At 28.7% G+C, this 17,560-nt stretch carries 17 protein-coding genes; 7 read left to right on the top strand and 10 right to left on the bottom strand.

Annotation, left to right across the window (positions count from 1 at the left end):
• The 10 genes from ACO409_RS03915 to dnaA all read right to left on the bottom strand — a co-directional run.
• On the bottom strand, nucleotides 1-639 hold a 639-nt coding region (locus ACO409_RS03915; RefSeq protein WP_485555029.1), incomplete at its 3' end, for an AAA family ATPase.
• 295 nt (nucleotides 640-934) lie between these two features.
• Entirely contained in the window at nucleotides 935-1,501 is a 567-nt protein-coding gene (gene pth / locus ACO409_RS03910) for an aminoacyl-tRNA hydrolase (RefSeq protein WP_485555027.1), read from the bottom strand.
• A 235-nt stretch (nucleotides 1,502-1,736) separates the two neighbouring features.
• Complete coding sequence (gene mnmG, locus ACO409_RS03905; protein WP_485555025.1) at nucleotides 1,737-3,629, bottom strand: tRNA uridine-5-carboxymethylaminomethyl(34) synthesis enzyme MnmG; 1,893 nt, start codon at nucleotides 3,627-3,629, stop codon at nucleotides 1,737-1,739.
• Nucleotides 3,630-3,730: 101 nt separating this feature from the next.
• On the bottom strand, nucleotides 3,731-4,651 hold the full coding sequence (locus tag ACO409_RS03900) for a hypothetical protein (protein WP_485555023.1): 921 nt from the start codon (nucleotides 4,649-4,651) through the stop codon (nucleotides 3,731-3,733).
• Nucleotides 4,652-4,678: 27 nt separating this feature from the next.
• A complete protein-coding gene (locus tag ACO409_RS03895) occupies nucleotides 4,679-5,707 on the bottom strand; it encodes a tetratricopeptide repeat protein (protein WP_485555021.1) in 1,029 nt (342 codons plus the stop codon).
• 219 nt (nucleotides 5,708-5,926) lie between these two features.
• Nucleotides 5,927-6,079, bottom strand: coding sequence for a zinc ribbon domain-containing protein (locus ACO409_RS03890; RefSeq protein ID WP_485555019.1), 153 nt, complete (start codon nucleotides 6,077-6,079; stop codon nucleotides 5,927-5,929).
• Nucleotides 6,080-6,245: 166 nt separating this feature from the next.
• On the bottom strand, nucleotides 6,246-7,289 hold the full coding sequence (locus ACO409_RS03885; protein ID WP_485555017.1) for a DciA family protein: 1,044 nt from the start codon (nucleotides 7,287-7,289) through the stop codon (nucleotides 6,246-6,248).
• Between the two features lie 161 nt (nucleotides 7,290-7,450).
• A complete protein-coding gene (gene recF, locus ACO409_RS03880) occupies nucleotides 7,451-8,539 on the bottom strand; it encodes a DNA replication/repair protein RecF (RefSeq protein ID WP_485555016.1) in 1,089 nt (362 codons plus the stop codon).
• 334 nt (nucleotides 8,540-8,873) lie between these two features.
• Nucleotides 8,874-9,107, bottom strand: a complete 234-nt coding sequence (yaaA, locus tag ACO409_RS03875; protein ID WP_485555014.1) for a S4 domain-containing protein YaaA — start codon at nucleotides 9,105-9,107, stop codon at nucleotides 8,874-8,876.
• A 623-nt stretch (nucleotides 9,108-9,730) separates the two neighbouring features.
• Nucleotides 9,731-11,080, bottom strand: a complete 1,350-nt coding sequence (gene dnaA / locus ACO409_RS03870; protein ID WP_485555012.1) for a chromosomal replication initiator protein DnaA — start codon at nucleotides 11,078-11,080, stop codon at nucleotides 9,731-9,733.
• Between the two features lie 580 nt (nucleotides 11,081-11,660).
• On the opposite strand from dnaA, the gene rpmH reads away from it, so the two are divergent.
• The 7 genes from rpmH to gyrB all read left to right on the top strand — a co-directional run bounded on the left by rpmH (nucleotide 11,661) and on the right by gyrB (nucleotide 17,431).
• Nucleotides 11,661-11,798, top strand: a complete 138-nt coding sequence (gene rpmH, locus ACO409_RS03865; RefSeq protein WP_485555010.1) for a 50S ribosomal protein L34 — start codon at nucleotides 11,661-11,663, stop codon at nucleotides 11,796-11,798.
• A 160-nt stretch (nucleotides 11,799-11,958) separates the two neighbouring features.
• Nucleotides 11,959-12,279, top strand: coding sequence for a ribonuclease P protein component (gene rnpA / locus ACO409_RS03860; RefSeq protein ID WP_485555008.1), 321 nt, complete (start codon nucleotides 11,959-11,961; stop codon nucleotides 12,277-12,279).
• The gene (gene yidD, locus ACO409_RS03855) at nucleotides 12,279-12,488 is read left to right on the top strand and encodes a membrane protein insertion efficiency factor YidD (protein ID WP_485555006.1); all 210 of its coding nucleotides are present in this window, start codon (nucleotides 12,279-12,281) and stop codon (nucleotides 12,486-12,488) included. The genes rnpA and yidD overlap by 1 nt, the downstream gene beginning before the upstream one ends.
• Nucleotides 12,489-12,509: 21 nt before the next feature.
• Entirely contained in the window at nucleotides 12,510-13,196 is a 687-nt protein-coding gene (locus tag ACO409_RS03850; protein WP_485555004.1) for a YidC/Oxa1 family membrane protein insertase, read from the top strand.
• Nucleotides 13,165-13,962 (top strand): Jag family protein, encoded by a 798-nt coding sequence (locus ACO409_RS03845; RefSeq protein ID WP_485555002.1) that lies wholly within the window; start codon nucleotides 13,165-13,167, stop codon nucleotides 13,960-13,962. Before ACO409_RS03850 ends, ACO409_RS03845 begins: the two co-directional genes overlap by 32 nt.
• Before the next feature lie 29 nt (nucleotides 13,963-13,991).
• A complete protein-coding gene (gene mnmE, locus ACO409_RS03840) occupies nucleotides 13,992-15,359 on the top strand; it encodes a tRNA uridine-5-carboxymethylaminomethyl(34) synthesis GTPase MnmE (RefSeq protein WP_485555000.1) in 1,368 nt (455 codons plus the stop codon).
• Nucleotides 15,360-15,448: 89 nt separating this feature from the next.
• Complete coding sequence (gene gyrB, locus ACO409_RS03835) at nucleotides 15,449-17,431, top strand: DNA topoisomerase (ATP-hydrolyzing) subunit B (protein ID WP_485554998.1); 1,983 nt, start codon at nucleotides 15,449-15,451, stop codon at nucleotides 17,429-17,431.
• Nucleotides 17,432-17,560 lie beyond the last annotated feature (129 nt).

Raw genomic sequence — 17,560 nt, 5'->3', positions numbered from 1 at the left:
ATATTTCAAGGAATTATTAGTCTTTAATGCTGAGCTGTAAAATGTTTGAAAAAAGCTTATTGCTTCATTGTAATATCCTTTATCAAAGGCATTTATTATTGGAGCGTCATATTCATCTATTAAAATTATTACACTTTTTCCATAGTATTCATAAAGATAATTTGATAATAATTTTAAAGAAGTTCCATAATTTCCTTTTTCCTCTTCATAAAATATTTTATCAAATTTTATCTTATCACGTTCATCCATTTTTTCTCTCATATCTTTAAATTCAGCATACAAATCAGAAATAAGAGACTTTAAATTATTAAAGGTTTCTTCCCAACTATTTCCTTTCAAATCTTTCATTGAAATAAAAATTACAGGATATTTCCCTTGTTCAGCCATATATTCACTATTAGATATTCTCAAATTTTCAAAAAGTCTTTTGTTTTCTTCTTTATTTTTTATATCAAAAAAGCATTTCAACATCGACATATTCAATGTTTTTCCAAATCTTCGTGGTCTTGTAAAAAGAGTTACAGGAGCCCTGTTTATTAATAATTCCTCTATTAGTAACGTTTTATCTACATAATAATAATCTTCGTTTATTATTCTTTCAAAATCTTCAATTCCTACAGGAACAGCTTTTTTTTTCATAAAATCACTCCCTCTTTTATTTTCTTAAAAATTATACTCAAACTCATTTAAAATTATATAAGCTTTTTTCATCTATTTTTTTTGACTGTTAAAAAAATCTTTATATTCCCAAAAATCAAATTTATTTATATTATGAATTTCATTTCTTTTACTTAAATTTTACTACTGGATTATTTTTATATGCTGACAAAACTATTTGAACAAAAGCAAGTTTTTTGCCAATACATAAAATCTCATTTTTAACTCTAATTCTTAAACAAAAAACTTTCACTAAATTTACTGATATATAGACAGCTTATTTAGTATTATATTTATTCATTAATTTTTGAACTGTCATATCATCTTTTATATCATCAATCAAATTAAAAATCTTTTCTCTCGAATCTCTTAAAATTTCCTTTTCTTCAGGTGAAAATTTCCCAAGTACAAACCCCAATGTCTCTTCTTTCGTCTTTGGCTTTCCAATTCCAAATTTTATTCGCACAAATTCATTTCCAACATGTGAAATAATGGATTTTATCCCATTATGCCCACCTGAACTTCCATTTTGCTTAATTTTCAACTTCCCAAATTGCATATCCATATCATCATAAATTACAAAAAGCTCAGTTTTGGGATCAATCTTAAAAAATCTGACAGCCTCTCCAATCGCTTCTCCGCTCAAATTCATAAATGTAGTCGGTTTTTGATAAAAAACCTTATCCCCATTATAATTTGTCTGAACAAACAGCGATTTAAATTTTTCTCTCATATCGCTTATATTATTTTCTTTCAAATATTCATCAATAAATATAAATCCAATATTGTGCCTTGTTAATTTATACTGTTCTCCAGGATTTCCAAGTCCTACTATTAATTTCATTAAATTATTTCTCCTTATTTTTAATTTTTTTAGTCATTTATAAAACTCTAAAACTCCAATAAATACTGTATTTTTTTATGTTTAATTTTCTTATTTTCTTCACTTTATGCCAAGAAGTCTTGAGCTCTTACTATAAATACATTGTTGATAATTTTTTAAAAATTTTACTTATAGTCATCTATTCTTATTTTATTTGTCATTTATAAAAATCTATGAATTACAAAATATAATGTTTTTAATTCTTCAAAATTGCAATCAAAAGTGAAATATCATTATAAGTAACTCCACTAATTCTGCTAGCCTGCCCAATCGTTTCAGGCTGTCCGTACACAAGTCCAGAAATCGCAATATTACTAAGCCCCTTTACACTTTCATAATCAAAATCTTTTGGAATTACCATTTTTTCCAGCTTCTTAAACTTCTCAATCTGTGCCTTTTCTCTTTCAATAAACACATTATATTTCGCATTTATTTCCACTTGCTCCTTTGCCAAATCAGATAATTCCACAGTTTCCACAAATTTGCTTAAATTATCATAATTAATTTCTTTTCTTGCAAGAAAATCAAAAGCTGAAACAGGACTGTTCATACTATTTTTACTATTTTTTTCAATTTCTGCATTTTCTGATTGACTTTGTTTTTCCACAATTTCTAGTAATTTCTCATTATTTTCTTTAGTCGGATAAACAGTAATCTTTTTTAATCTTTCAATTTCATTTTCAATTTCACAACAAGTATTTTCCAATTCGACTAATTTTTCAGCATTTAACAGCCCAATTTCCTTCGCCTTTTCCAAAAGTCTTATAAAAATATTATCTTGTCGCAAAGTCAGCCTATATTCAGCTCTTGAAGGCAATACACGATAAGGTTCTGGCGTTTTTTTATTTATTATGTCATCAATCAAAACGCCAATATATCCCTCACTTCTATCAATCACAATTTCCTTTTTCCCTAAAATTTTTCTTGCAGCATTCACTCCCGCCATAAATCCTTGGCAGGCAGCCTCTTCATATCCGCTTGTTCCATTAATTGTCCCTGCCGTGTAAAGTCCATCCAAAACCTTTGTTTCAAGTGTCAATTTCAACTGATGAGCTGGTACAAAGTTATATTCCACCGCATATCCATAACGTACAATTTTGGCATTTTCCAGCCCACTTATTGTCTTTAGCATTGCTTCCTGTGCAAATGGAGGCATTGCTGTTGTAAATCCATTTATGTAGATTTCATCTGATTCTACAGATTCCTGCTCTAGAAATATCTGATGATTTGTTTTTTCTGGAAAATTCATAATTTTTCTATCAAGCGAAGGACAATGCCGAGGACCTTTTGTACTTACAACTCCTGTCACAATTGGTGAATATTTAAGCATTTCCTGTCCCACACGAATAGTTTCAGGTGTTGTAAATGTCAGCCAAGTTGGCAAAGTTGGATTATATTCTTTTTTTGTTTCATAAGAAAAATATCGTGGCTTATCTTCTCCCTTTAGTTCCTCCATTTTAGAAAAATCAATTGAAGATTTTGCAATTCTCGGAGGAGTGGCTGTCTGGTATCTATCCAGCTCAAAGCCATATGTTACAAGCCTATCAGGTAAATCTACACTTGCAGGCTCTCCTTGCCGCCCTGAAGAATATTTTACATCCCCCATGACATATTCTCCACCTAAAAAAGTTCCAGTACACAAAATAACGGACTTTGCCCCATATCTAATCCCAAGATTATCTTCCACTCCCATAACCTTCTTATTTTCCACAATCAAATCCACAACAATCCCTTGAACTAATTCCAAATTTTCCTGCTTTTCAATAATTTCCCTCATTTTAATTCTATACCAGTATTTATCAGCTTGAGCTCTAGTAATTCGTGAAGCCAGCCCTTTCGTATGATTCAAATTTTTTAATTGCAAATTGTAATTGTCAATATGTCTTGCCATTTCTCCACCAAGCATTCCAAGTTCCGACACCAAATGACTTTTCCCTGGCCCTCCAACCGACGGATTACACGACATCATCGCAATATTATCAAGATATATTGTAAACAACGCTGTTTTCAGTCCATGTCTTGCTGCAGCAAGTGCAGCCTCAACTCCAGCATGCCCCGCTCCAACAACAATTATGTCATAATTTTTCATTTTTTTATTTTCCTTTCAATTTATTCTTTTATCCACTATACTTATTTAATATCCCCATCAAAACCATAATTCTAAAAAATTTTATTTAAAATTGAGAAAAGTTATTTTTTGTTTTTCTTTTTAAAAATATTTCTAAATGGACGTGTAATATCCATAAAATCAACATATCTCTTATGTTTTCTAATATAATATCTCAAATATCTAAAAACTATTTCTTCCCGCTGTTTATAATATTTCGCATACTCATCAGCAAAAATTCTTGCTATTTTTTCATTTTCCATCATTCTTGATACATTTTTCATTCTTCTATTTAAATTAAGTTTCACATTAAACTTCATTCTATTCAAATCCACAAGATAAAATTCATAATTCCCGCTTTTATCCTTAATTAGCACATTCCCAGGAGAATAATCCTCAAATTCCACTCCATTTTCATGCAAATTAAAAGAAAATTTTGCAAACTGCTTTATTATTTTTTCACGATTTTTTTCAACTTTTGTAAGCATTCTTTCCATTTCTTCACTTATTTTGTAATTTTCCCCTTGCTTAGCCTTTTCCTCCTCAATATCTTCAGGCCAGAAAACTTCCCTGCAAGTAAAATCATATTTTAACTCTTCACTTATATAATAACTATTCTTTTTGTTATTTTCATTCACAAAGTCATCAAAATAAGCAATTGGCTCTGGTGTCTTTATTTTATATTTCAATAATTTTTTTGCATATTCATAAGAACGTTTTGCCTTTGAACCTTTAAATTTGTAAAAAAAATTTGTAATAAAATCCTTTTGCTTAAACTTTTTTATATTTATCATTTTTTTTGCTTTAGAATCATCAATTTTATTATGTTTTTTTCTTTTCTTACTCACTTTTTCAAAATTATTTTCAAAATTTATCTCAAATCTTTTTATCTCATTTCTCCCAGGCTCTACAACATATTCCCCAGCTTTATCAAAATTTTTCAATACACTAATCAATGTTTTTTCATCATATTTAATATTAACTTCATATTTTTTTTCTTCCATTTAAAATCCCCATAACTTTCAATTTTTTTATTTTTTATTTTTTTTCTCATTTTCCTTTTCAAATTTTCTCTTATTTCTCTTTATTCTTTTTTTCAATTCCTTTGAAAATTCCTTATCTTCCATAATATTTTCAATTTTATCCACATATTCAAGTGCCTCATCATATTTATGCTGTAATTCCAGTACATAAGACAAATTTACATAATGCCGAAAATTTTCAGGCTCTAAAATTATCATTTTATTACAAACTTTTTGTGCACTTTCATAATCTTCAATTTTCACAAAAAATCTTCCTTGCAAGTTTAGCATCTTTATTCTTGAAAGTTCCTTATTTTCATTCGTTGCATTTTCATAATTTAAAAGTAAAATCCTTATTTCTTCGTATTCTTCAGCTCTAAACAATATTTCAAAATAATCTTCAAATACATAATTTTCTACATTTTCACAATTTATGGCAATATTATAATATTTTATAACCTCCTTTATATTATTCGCATAAGCCATCGTATCGCCCATTCGTGCATAAAGTGAAAACTCTTCCACTTCATTAAATTTAGAATTTAACAATTTTTTATATTCAGAAATTGCCTCATCATATTTGCCCATCATTGTAAGGCAATCACCTTTTTCCACATATGCTTCTGAACTTTCAGGCTCCATTTCTATCGCTATATTAATATTTTCAATCGCTTTTCTATAATATTTCAACAAAGCATAACACATTCCCATATTAAGATGCACAAAATAATTTTTTTCTATTTCCAAAAATTTTTTATAAAGTGAAATAGCTTTTTTTAATCTTCCAAGCGATTGATAAACAAATCCCAACGTAAAAAGCGTATCCTTACTTTCGGGGTACTTTTTATACAATTTTTCAGCATATTCCTTTGCTTCCTCAAACATCCCAAAATCTGTATAAATTTTGGAAAGTGTCATAAGTGCTGAATAGTTACTCTCATCAATTTCAAGAACCGATTTCAAGTACACTAACGCATCGTCATACTTATAATTTTCTATTGATTTATCCGCTTCCTTCAATAATTCTTTAATATACATTTTTTCTCCATCTATATCTAAATTTTTTTTACTAAATAATTTTTAAAATACAATCCCATCTAAAACTAAATAATTCTATTTATTTTTACGAAATTTCTAATATATATGAACTACCCCCGTTTTTAGAAGTAGAAACCTCTTGAGAAGCACCTACACATGACTAGCCAAATATATTTACCAAGCTCTTCGGATAGTTCCTACTCTTTTTTCTTTATTTTTCTAATATTCTAACACTGTTTTTCCAACATCTCTTATACTCAGTATCGCATTGTAATCTTTATCAATTTCAATTCCATAATACTCACATTTATAATTTCTTTCTGATAATTTCAATTTTTCTTTAACGTTTCCACATTTACTACAAGTTTTCAACAACAGAAATCACTTATCTATCTTCAAAAATTGTTTCCCTAAAGGCATCAACTTATATTTAAGCATTTTTAAGAACATTCCCCACCCATTATCCACTGTTAAAATACAATTTTTATTCATTTAATTATACTGGATTTTCAATCATAAAACAACAAAATAACTTTAATTAATATTTCCTGATATTTTCAAGCCTAAACCCAACATCTCTTTTCAACCTTCTCAAAACCGCCTTTCTTTCGATTTTAAATACCTCCTCATTATCACTGCCAATTTTATAATCTATATAATTTTTTATAAATCTTTCCATATCTTCTTTCGATTCGCTCCGAATTTCAAACTCATAATCCTCATTTAATGAAATTTCCTTATTTTTCTCAACACAATAATAAAGCATATCGTTATAAGTCTGCTGTGCTAAAATATCCCGTGCCTTATAATATGTGGATTTATCTGTATTTGTTATTCTAATTGCCTGTTTTTCAGATATATACGGATTATTTCTAATCAAATTTGATATGTGCTGGAATTTTTGATTTTTCTCTTCCATTATGCAATCAAAGCACATTTTTTCATTACTTTCCTGTAAAAATAAAGTTTTACAGTTCTCACATTCAATATATCCAATACTTTTCAAATATTTTTCCTTTTTTTTCAATTTTATTGCAATTTTTTCTAGACTTCTGGCAATATCTTCATATTTTTTATCAATTTTATCAATATTTTCATGAATTTCTTTAATTTCTTTTGGAGAAAGCACAATCTTCCCTATTTTTTCTGGAAGTTTATTTTCTAAATCAGCATTTATCTCTTTTTTCTTAATATTCTCTCTTGGAATTTCTCCAACTCGAATTGTCCCTCTATTTTCCTCGTTTTCAATAAGCTCATCCAGTAAACTACGTTTTAGTTTATAATTTATTTTTATAAACTCTATGCTTTCCACAAATTCTCCGCTCAAAAAAGCATTTATTTTTTCCTTTATGATTTCCGAGCACATTATTGTTGTATGATAAATAACATTATCATTAATAATTACAACAAGATTTTTATTGAATAGCCCCTTTGGATAAGTTTTTTCACCAATCGGACCACTTACAATCTGCTTCCAGCTTCTTTTAATTTTTGTAAAAATATATTTTTCATTTCTAAAAAGCGAACTTTTTTTTTCAATCGCTTCTAATGCCAAATTTCTTAATTCTCTAATTCCTTCCATTTCTCAACCCTTTTATTTATTTTTTCTTTTTTATGCTAAATTTATTCAACAATAAAATTTTTCCCCCTTTTTTTCTAGCCAATCTAAAATATGACAAATCCAAAATTTTATTAGCATAATTTTTTCATAAGAGTAAAATTCAGCTATTTTACTTTATAATTTTATTTTATTTCAATTTCTCCTTTTTCCACAACAAATTTTTTTCCTTCTATCCCCAAATCCTCTGTTGAAGTTATAAAACATTGAATTTTTTTATTTAAAAAATAATTTAAAATACTATTTTTTCTTATCTCATCAAAATACGAAGCTATATCATCCATAATAAATATTGGATACTCTTTTTTCTCTTTCATCAAAATATCAATTTCCGATATTTTTAATGAAAAAACTATAGATTTTTTTTCTCCCTGTGAAGAATATGCCTTTGCGTTTTTCCCATTTAATTCAAATATAAAGTCATCTTTTTGTGGTCCAAGCAGACTGTATCCCAAAATTTTTTCTCTTTCGATTTTCTTTTTACACATATCTTCAAAAATTTTTTTCAACTCTTCCCTAGTTTTTTTTTCCACATCTCCAAGAAAACATTCATACTTTAATTTAAGTTCCGAACTCTCATCAAATAATTTTCGATAATTTAAATTTAACAAAATTGATAATTTTTTTATAAATTCTCGTCTATTCAAAACAATATTCAGCCCTTCTTCTATAAATTTCTCATTATAAATTTTATAAATGTCTTTCCCTGTCTCTTTTTCCTTTATAAGTTTATTTCTTATTTTCAATATTTTCTCAAAATTTACAATTGACTGCAGATATTCTTTTTTTGCCTGTGAAATTTCATAATTAAAAAATCCTCTCCTAACTCCTGGATTTCCAATAATCAGCTCAATATCTTCAGGAATAAACGAAATAATATTCAAGAGTCCCACATAATTTATATATTTATTTTTTCTCCTGTCAATATAAAAATCCCTCTTATCCTCATTTACATCAACAGCAATAACACTTTCTGAAAAATCCTCATGAATATATTTTCCAAATACAGTCAGCCTATTTAAATTATACTTACGAATTTCTTTTACTTTTTTAGTCCTAAAACTTTTCCCCGTAGCCAAAAAATAGACAGCTTCAATAAGTGATGTCTTTCCCTGTCCATTCCTTCCATATATTAAATTAAAATACCTGTCAAACTCTAACTTTCTATCCACAAGACATCGAAAGTTATTAAAACTAATCTGATCCAAATACATCGCTATTTCTTCCCTTTCACACTTGTACTAAACTTTTATAGATTTTATTTTTAATTATTTAAACAAATTATTTTTCTATTTTTTCTTAAGACATATTCAATAACCTGATTTTTTTATTAACAAAAGATTTTTCCACTCTTGCTTTGTAATATTTATTTTATTAATTTCTAAATATATATAATCTAAACTCCATTTCAAAAATAAAAATTATATTTTACTACAAAGATCCTGATTTCTTGCAAAACAGAAAGTTATAACAAATCTATTATTTTAAATACGTAATAGTATAATTTTCAAACAAATCCATTTGCATCTTTAACTAGCAAACTATTCATCATTTTACTCTTACAACAACTTTTCCCCCTGCAAATTCCACAACATCTCCATCATAAATTTTTTTTCCTCGTCTCGTTTCTACAACATTATTTACTTTTACTTCACCACTTTTAATAAATATTTTCGCTTCTACCCCTGAACCTGTAAAATTTGCCCACTTCAAAAGCTGATCTAATTTTATAAATTCAGTATTTATCGCTATTTCTTCAATTTCATCATTTATATTTTTCATCTAATCTTCTCCTTATTTTTTTTATTTAACAGACCAATCATTAATCAAATTAATGTTTATTTTTTATGTGGAAAACTCCTTTTTTTTGTGGATAACTTTTTCCACAATTTTTTCCACATCTTTTCCACAATTACTATTTAGCTTTATTTTGGCTGAGTTTTTTGACTATTTATTTTTCCACATTACATTGTGGATATAATTTTTATTAATGTGGATAACTCAAATATTTTTTTATTTATATAATCTTTTAAAAATTTATATTTAACTCAAAGTTAATCAAAATTATTTATCCACAAATGTGGATAACTTTTTTTCAACATGTGGATAACCATATTTTAGTTTTACACAATAAAATTTTATTTTTCCACAATAGCAGTTTTAATGGAAAATTTTAATAATCTTTTTCCACAATTTTTGTGGATAACTTTTCAACACACTGTGGATAATTAATTTTTATTTTTCCACAGCAATAAAATATTTTTTTTAATTAATCTAAATATAATTATTATTATCATAAATTTTTATAAAAATTTAGATTGTGAAAAACTTTTTTTTATGTGGAAAACTTAAAAATTTTGAAGCTAGCTTTTCCACAATTTTTTCCACATCTTTTCCACAATTATTTATACTCTGAATATTTTTTTGTTTAATGTGTCTATTTCTTTTTTAAATACGACATCTTCTTTTATTTTTTTGTCAATTTTTCTAATACTGCTTATAACTGTGCTATGATCCTTTCCTCCAAAAAGTCCGCCAATTGCAGTTAAACTTAAATCCAGATCATCATTATTTTTTAGAAGATACATTGCAATTTGTCTTGTTCCAACTATTTTTTTTTGACGCTTTTTGGATTTCATATCGGCTACACTAACGCCATACTGTGTGGAAATCATTTCTATTACTTTCTGGGCTGTCACCTTAGACTGTTCTCGCTTTACATTGTGCATAAGCATTTCCTGCACGAGTTCCAATGTTATTTGTTCGTTTAGAAGTTTTGCCCTTGCATTGAGGTTTGTAAGCGTACCTTCCAGTTCCCTTACATTCGTGTTCAAGGAATCTGAAATATATTCTAAGATGCTGTCGTCTATCTCAATTCCTTGTGCTTTTGCCATATTTTTTAAAATCATCATACGTGTTTCATAGCCTGGACTTTGTATTTCCACAGTTAAGCCTGACAAAAATCTTGATTCCAGACGTTTTGACAAATTTTTTATTTCTTTTGGCGATTTGTCGCTTATCATTATTATTTGCTTTCCTAATTCCTGAAGCTTGTTAAAAGTGTGGAAAAACTCTTCTTCCACAGTTCCTTCTCCACGTCCAAACACCTTTTCAAAAAACTGTATGTCATCTAAAAGAAGCACATCTAAAGCACGAAAAGTATCACGAAAATGCTGAATCCGCCCACTGTTTAAAACTTTAAAAAATTCGTTTGCAAATTCTTCTGAAGTGGAATAATAGACACGTTTGCTTGGATCCTTTTCTAAAATTGCATTTCCTACTGCCTGCATAAGATGGGTTTTACCCAACCCTGAACTTCCAAAGATGAAAAGTGGATTATAAACAGTTGGGTTTTTCACGACAGCAAGACATGCATTGTATGCCAGCCTGCTATTTTCTCCAACTACAAAATTATCAAGCCTGTGTCTGGGATTTAATCCTGTATGAATTGGAGGTCTTTCCCTTGCTTCTTTTGGAAATCTGTGTGTTTCAGACTCATATAGCTTTACATCCTGCTTTTTTACTTCAAAGTTCATTGTAATTTCTTCATCTGTAACAATTTCCACAATTTCTTCCATCTGACTTTTATACTTTTCCACATTTTCTTTAATTAATCTAGAATTGCAAGTAAGTGTAAATATATTATTTTCTATTTTTTCTGCCTTCACATTTTCAAAGAAAAGTTCAAACTCCCCTTCCTTAATTTTCTTTTTCATAATTTTTTTAACTTTTTCCCACAATTTCACGACATCCATTTGCTATTTCCCTTCTTTATTATTAATTTTATAGTAAAATCACTATCGTGTAGCCTTTTATTTGATTTAACTATAACATATATAAAATAAATAATCAAGATTTTAACAAAAAGTTTTCCACATACTTTTCCACATAATAAAAACATCTCCTAGTCCAATATTTATCACTATTATCTTAATTTTTTTAAATCTTTTCCACTAAAATCTAAATCCGTATTTTTAGAGTATTCCCACAGGTTTTCCACAAGTAATTTAATTATCCACATCTAATGTTGATAAGTGTGTGTAAAAATTTGTGGAAAAAAGTTTTCCACAAAATCGTTAAAAGTTTTCCACAGGTTATTCTCTGGCAAACCCTTTATTCATCGGTATTCCCACATTTCCACAGTGCATAATAATAATATATATAATTATATATATTATATTAGTTATTATAGGAATGTGGATAACTTTTCAACTAATAATTTAAAACATAAAATTTTTATGAACAATGCATTGAACTTGACTTTTTTTTAAATATTGTATATAATATTTACAAAAGACAATAATTTTTTTAAAAATACAAAAGAAAGGATAAAAAATGACAAAAAGAACATATCAACCAAATAAAAGAAAAAGAAAAAAAGATCACGGATTTAGAAAGAGAATGCAAGATAAAAATGGAAGAAATGTCTTAAAAAGAAGAAGAGCTAAAGGAAGAGCTAAATTATCAGCATAACCCGGTGTTAAATTCAACACTGGGTTTTTAAAAGCATTAATATCTAAATAAACCAGGAGAGCTTTTTTATATGCCAAAATTTTTTAAGATTTATCTAAATTAAAGATTTTAAATATTTATTAAGCTCTCATTTATCTTAAAAAATCTAAAGAAGAGAAATATGTCTATTAATAAAATAAAAAAATCAAAGGATTTTTCATTAATATATAACAAATCAAAAAAGATGCATACAAAGTATGCTATTATTTTTATAAAAGAAAATAATAAACAAAGGTTTGGCTTTGTAGCTAGCAAAAAAACAGGAAATGCAGTTCAAAGAAACAGAATAAAAAGAATTTTTAAAGAATTTGTAAAAATTCATAAAGATAAATTTAAAGAAAATACTGACTATGTATTTGTTGGCAAGTCTATTTTGAAAGACAATCTAAAAAAATTAAAATATAAAGATATTGAAAAGGATATTATCAAGGTGATAAAATAATGAAAAAAATATTGCTACTTTTGATAAAATTTTATCAAAAAGGTATTTCGCCATATTTAGGAAAAAGATGCAGATTTTATCCAACTTGTTCAGAATATTCACGACAGGCAATTACAAAATATGGAGCAATAAAAGGGAGTTATCTGACAATAAAAAGATTGTTAAAGTGTCATCCTTTTCACAAGGGTGGATATGATCCGTTAAAATAAAAAAATGGAGGAAATAATACTATGTTTAAAATAAAAGCACTAGTTGATCTTGTCGTATATGTTTTGAACGCAATATACGGCGTTGTAGGAAACTACGGAATAGCGATAATAATTGTTACAGTTTTAATGAGAATAGTTGTATTCCCTTTGACATTAAAACAAGAAAAATCAATGAAAAAAATGAGGGAATTACAGCCAGAACTTGAAAAAATAAAAGAAAAATATAAAGATAATCCGCAAGAATATCAGCAAAAAACAGCTGAACTTTATAGAGAAAGCGGAGTAAATCCATTAGGAGGATGTCTGCCTTTATTAATTCAAATGCCTGTATTTGTGGCACTATACTGGGCTTTTAGCGGAAATGCAATTCCTGCAGATGCAAAATTTTTATGGTTTACACTAAAACAACCTGATAAATTATTTATGATAGGAAATTTTGCCTTTAACTTATTACCAATTTTAAATGTGGGTGTTACTTATATTCAACAGAAAATAATGACAAGTGCAACAAGTGGGCAAGAATCTAACCAGCAAATGCAGACAATGCTATATATGATGCCCCTTATGATGTTATTTATATTTTATAGAATGCCATCAGGAGTAACATTGTATTACTTGGTTTCAGGAGCTTTGTCATTAGTTCAGCAGTATTTCATTTTGAAAGGAAGAAGTGACGATGGAAAAAATAATATTAAAAGCTCAAAATGAGGAAGAGCTTAAAAATATGATAAGCCGTTCCTTGACCCTAAAGGAAGATGAAACTTATCAAGTAAAAGTTCTAAAATATCCCAAAAAAATATTATTTATAAATATAAAAGGTGAATATGAAATTGAAATTGTTAAAAAATCTGAACTAAAAATTAACAAAACAGAAATTCAAAAACCAAAAGTGCAAAATGAAAATAAACTTACAAAAAAAGATACCAAAAATTATAATTTGAAAAAAGAAAATGTCAAAAAAAATTACAAAAATGAAAATGTTGAAAATACAGAAAAAGTTGTCCAAACAAATAATACCGATACAAATATAGATAAAATTAGAGGATTTTTTAAAGAATTTATCGTGAGTGCAAGATTGGATATACGAATTATAAATATTAAGAAAGAAAATAATGGAAAATATTTAGTTATTCTTGATGGAAAGGATATGAGATTTTTAATTGGTGAAAAAGGAAGTGCTTTGAATAGTTTAGAATATCTGATAAGTACAACCAAAAAATTTAAAAATTTAAAAATTTCTATAGATTCTAATAATTACAAGGAAAAACGTGAACATTCATTAAGAGATCTGGCAAGAAAAAAAGGAAAAGCAGTTTTATTGACAGGAAATTCAATAAAATTAAATCCTATGGTATCACACGAACGTAAAATCATTCATGAAGAAATTTCATTTATGAAAGGATTGAAAACTGAAAGTGTAGGAGAAGATCCAAAAAGATATTTAATTATTAAAAGGCTAGATGAAAAAAATTAGAAAAATGATTTTAGAAATAGAGGTTTAAGATGTTATTTGATACAATTGCGGCGATTTCTACTCCAAAAGGTGAAGGTGGAATTGCCATAATAAGAATATCTGGAGATAAATCATTTGAAATACTGGACAAAATATTTGTTAAAAAGAACCCAAATGCTGATTTGGGTTTTTATAAATTAAATTACGGATTTATCAAGGATGGGGAAAAAACAGTAGATGAAGTAATGGCTGTTAGGCTAAAAGCCCCAAAAAGCTATACTTGTGAAGATATTGTGGAAATAAATTGTCATGGTGGAACGCTTGTTTCAGAAAAAGTGCTTGAACTTGTATTGAGAAATGGAGCAAGACATGCTGAAAGTGGTGAATTTACAAAAAGAGCATTTATGAATGGGCGAATAGATTTATCGCAGGCTGAGGCTGTTATGGATATAATTCAAGGGAAGACAGAAAAAAGCGTATCTTTATCATTGGATCAGTTAAGAGGTGATTTGCGAGATAAAGTGAACCAGTTTAAAAAAGCATTGCTTGATATTACAGCCCATGTAAATGTGGTATTGGATTATCCTGAGGAAGGTATTGACGATCCATTACCAGCTGAATTGCGAAATAATTTGGAAGATGTCTACGAAGAAGCAAATCGCTTGATTGATTCTTATGATACGGGGAAAAAAATAAAAGAGGGAATAAAAACAGTTATTGTGGGAAAACCTAATGTGGGAAAATCTACATTGCTGAATGCCTTGCTTCACGAAGAAAGAGCGATTGTAACGCATGTTGCAGGAACAACACGGGATGTTATTGAGGAAATAATTAATATAAAGGGAGTTCCGTTAGTTTTGGTGGATACAGCTGGAATTAGAAAGACTGACGATATTGTGGAAAATATTGGTGTGGAAAAATCTAAGCAGTTTATTGAGAAGGCTGATTTGGTGCTTCTTGTGCTGGATGCTTCAAAGGAGCTTGAAAACGAAGATATAGAAGTTATAAATCAGATAAAAGAGAATAAAAAGAAAGTTATAGTATTATTGAATAAAATTGATTTGAATAGAAAAATTGATCTTGAAGGGTATAATTTGGGAAATATTGTTGAAATATCAGCAAAGGACAATATTGGAATTGAAAATATGCAAGATAAAATTTATTCGTACATTGTAGAAGAAGATGTGGAAAATTCATCAGAAAAGTTAATAATTACAAATATTCGACATAAAACAGCACTTGAAAAAACAAAAGATGCGATAAAGAATATTTTTGAAACAATAGATGCGGGACTTCCCATGGATCTGATTTCTGTGGATTTGAAAGAAGCATTAGATTCTCTTTCAGAAATTACAGGAGAAATATCGTCTGAAGATATTCTGGATCATGTGTTTGGAAATTTTTGCGTTGGAAAATAATTCAATTTTTGCTTTTTATAAACAAAGTTTAGCATAATTTGAAATAAGAGTAGATATAAAGTTTGGTATAAAATGGAGGGAGTAAAATAATGGCTAATAATTATGGAGCAGAAGCTATTACAGTCCTGGAAGGTCTGGAAGCGGTTAGGAAGCGTCCTGGAATGTATATTGGATCGACTTCATCACGTGGGCTTCATCATCTTGTATGGGAAATTGTGGATAACAGTGTGGATGAAGCACTTGCTGGAGTTTGTGATAAAATTACTGTAAAAATATTGGAAGGAAATATAATCGAAGTATCTGATAATGGACGTGGAATTCCTGTAGGAATGCACAAGACAGGAAAATCAACATTGGAAGTTGTACTTACAGTATTGCATGCTGGGGGTAAATTTGACAATGACAACTATAAAGTGTCAGGTGGACTTCACGGAGTTGGAGTATCTGTTGTAAATGCCTTGTCAGAGTGGCTTGAAGCGACTGTCACACGTGATGGAAAAGTTTTTCGGCAAACATATAGACGAGGTGTGCCAACAACGCCTGTGGAAGAAATAGGCACAGCTGACGAGAAGGCACATGGAACTGTAGTTAGATTTAAAGCTGATGATGAAATTTTTGAGACAACAGTTTATGACTATTCAATTTTGGAATCACGTTTAAAAGAGTTAGCATATTTAAATAAAGGTTTAAAAATCGAATTGTCGGATGAAAGAAAAAACGATGATATAAAAACTGAAGAATTTTTATTTGAAGGTGGAATAAAAGATTTTTTAAATGAAATTATTGATGAAGAAAAAATTGTTGATGATGTAATTTATATGGCTGATACAATGCAAATTGAAGAAGCTAAAGAAGTAGAAACCGTGGATGAACATGGAAATAAAATAATGAAACATAAAAATGCAAAATTTGTAGAAGTAGAAATTGCGATGAATTATACAACTTCTCAAAGAGAAAATGTTTATTCATTTGTAAATAATATAAATACGCACGAAGGTGGAACTCATGTGAGTGGATTTAGAACAGCACTTACAAGAACTATTAATGATATTGCAAAACAGATGAACTTGATTAAGGATAAAAATGGAACATTTCAAGGGACAGACGTAAGGGAAGGATTAGTCTGTGTAATAAGCGTAAAAATACCTGAACCTCAATTTGAAGGGCAAACAAAAACAAAACTTGGAAATAGCGAAGTTACAGGGATTGTTTCAAATATTGTTGGAGGAAATTTAAAATTTTATTTAGAGGATCATCCAAAAGCAGCTGAAAAAATTATTGAAAAAATGGTAATGTCTAAAAGAGCAAGAGAAGCCGCAAAAAAAGCAAGAGAACTTGTACTTAGAAAAAATACGCTGGAAGTTGGGTCATTGCCAGGAAAATTGGCAGACTGCTCTTCAAAAGATCCGTCTGAATCAGAAATTTTTATAGTCGAAGGAAATTCAGCGGGAGGTTCGGCAAAACAAGGAAGAGATAGAAGATTTCAGGCAATATTGCCGCTTCGTGGAAAAATATTAAATGTGGAAAAATCAGGAGTGCATAAGGCTCTGGAAAATGCCGAAATTCGTGCAATGATTACAGCCTTTGGAGCTGGATTTGGCGATGATATGGATATAAAAAAATTAAGATACCATAAAATCGTAATTATGACAGATGCCGATGTTGATGGGGCTCACATCAGAACATTAATGCTGACATTCTTTTACAGACACTTGAGAGAATTAATTAACGAAGGTCATATTTATATTGCACAACCACCTTTATACAAAATTCAAGCTGGAAAAGCAATTAGATATGCCTATTCAGATGATCAGCTAAAGCAAGTGACAAGAGTTTTGGAAAAAGATGGAAGAAAATACACAATTCAACGTTACAAAGGACTGGGAGAAATGAACCCAGAACAACTTTGGGAAACTACCCTTGATCCAGAAGTAAGAACATTGTTAAAAGTGTCGATGGAAGATGCTTCCTATGCCGATAAGATGTTTAATATTCTGATGGGGGATAAAGTTGAGCCAAGAAGAAAATTTATCGAAGATAATGCAAATTATGTAAGAAATCTGGATATATAATTTTTAATTAAAATTGAGAAAAGTTATTTTTATTAATAGATCTTTTTTTCTTTTTTTAAAAGCAAAGGGGAACAGTCACCATCCCCTTTGCAATCCTGACGTTTTTAGTTTGATTATAAAGAGTTAATA

It is taken from the genome of Leptotrichia sp. (assembly GCF_057270615.1).
Note: the sequence above shows the minus strand (reverse complement) of the source record. Positions and strands in the feature narration are given on the sequence as shown.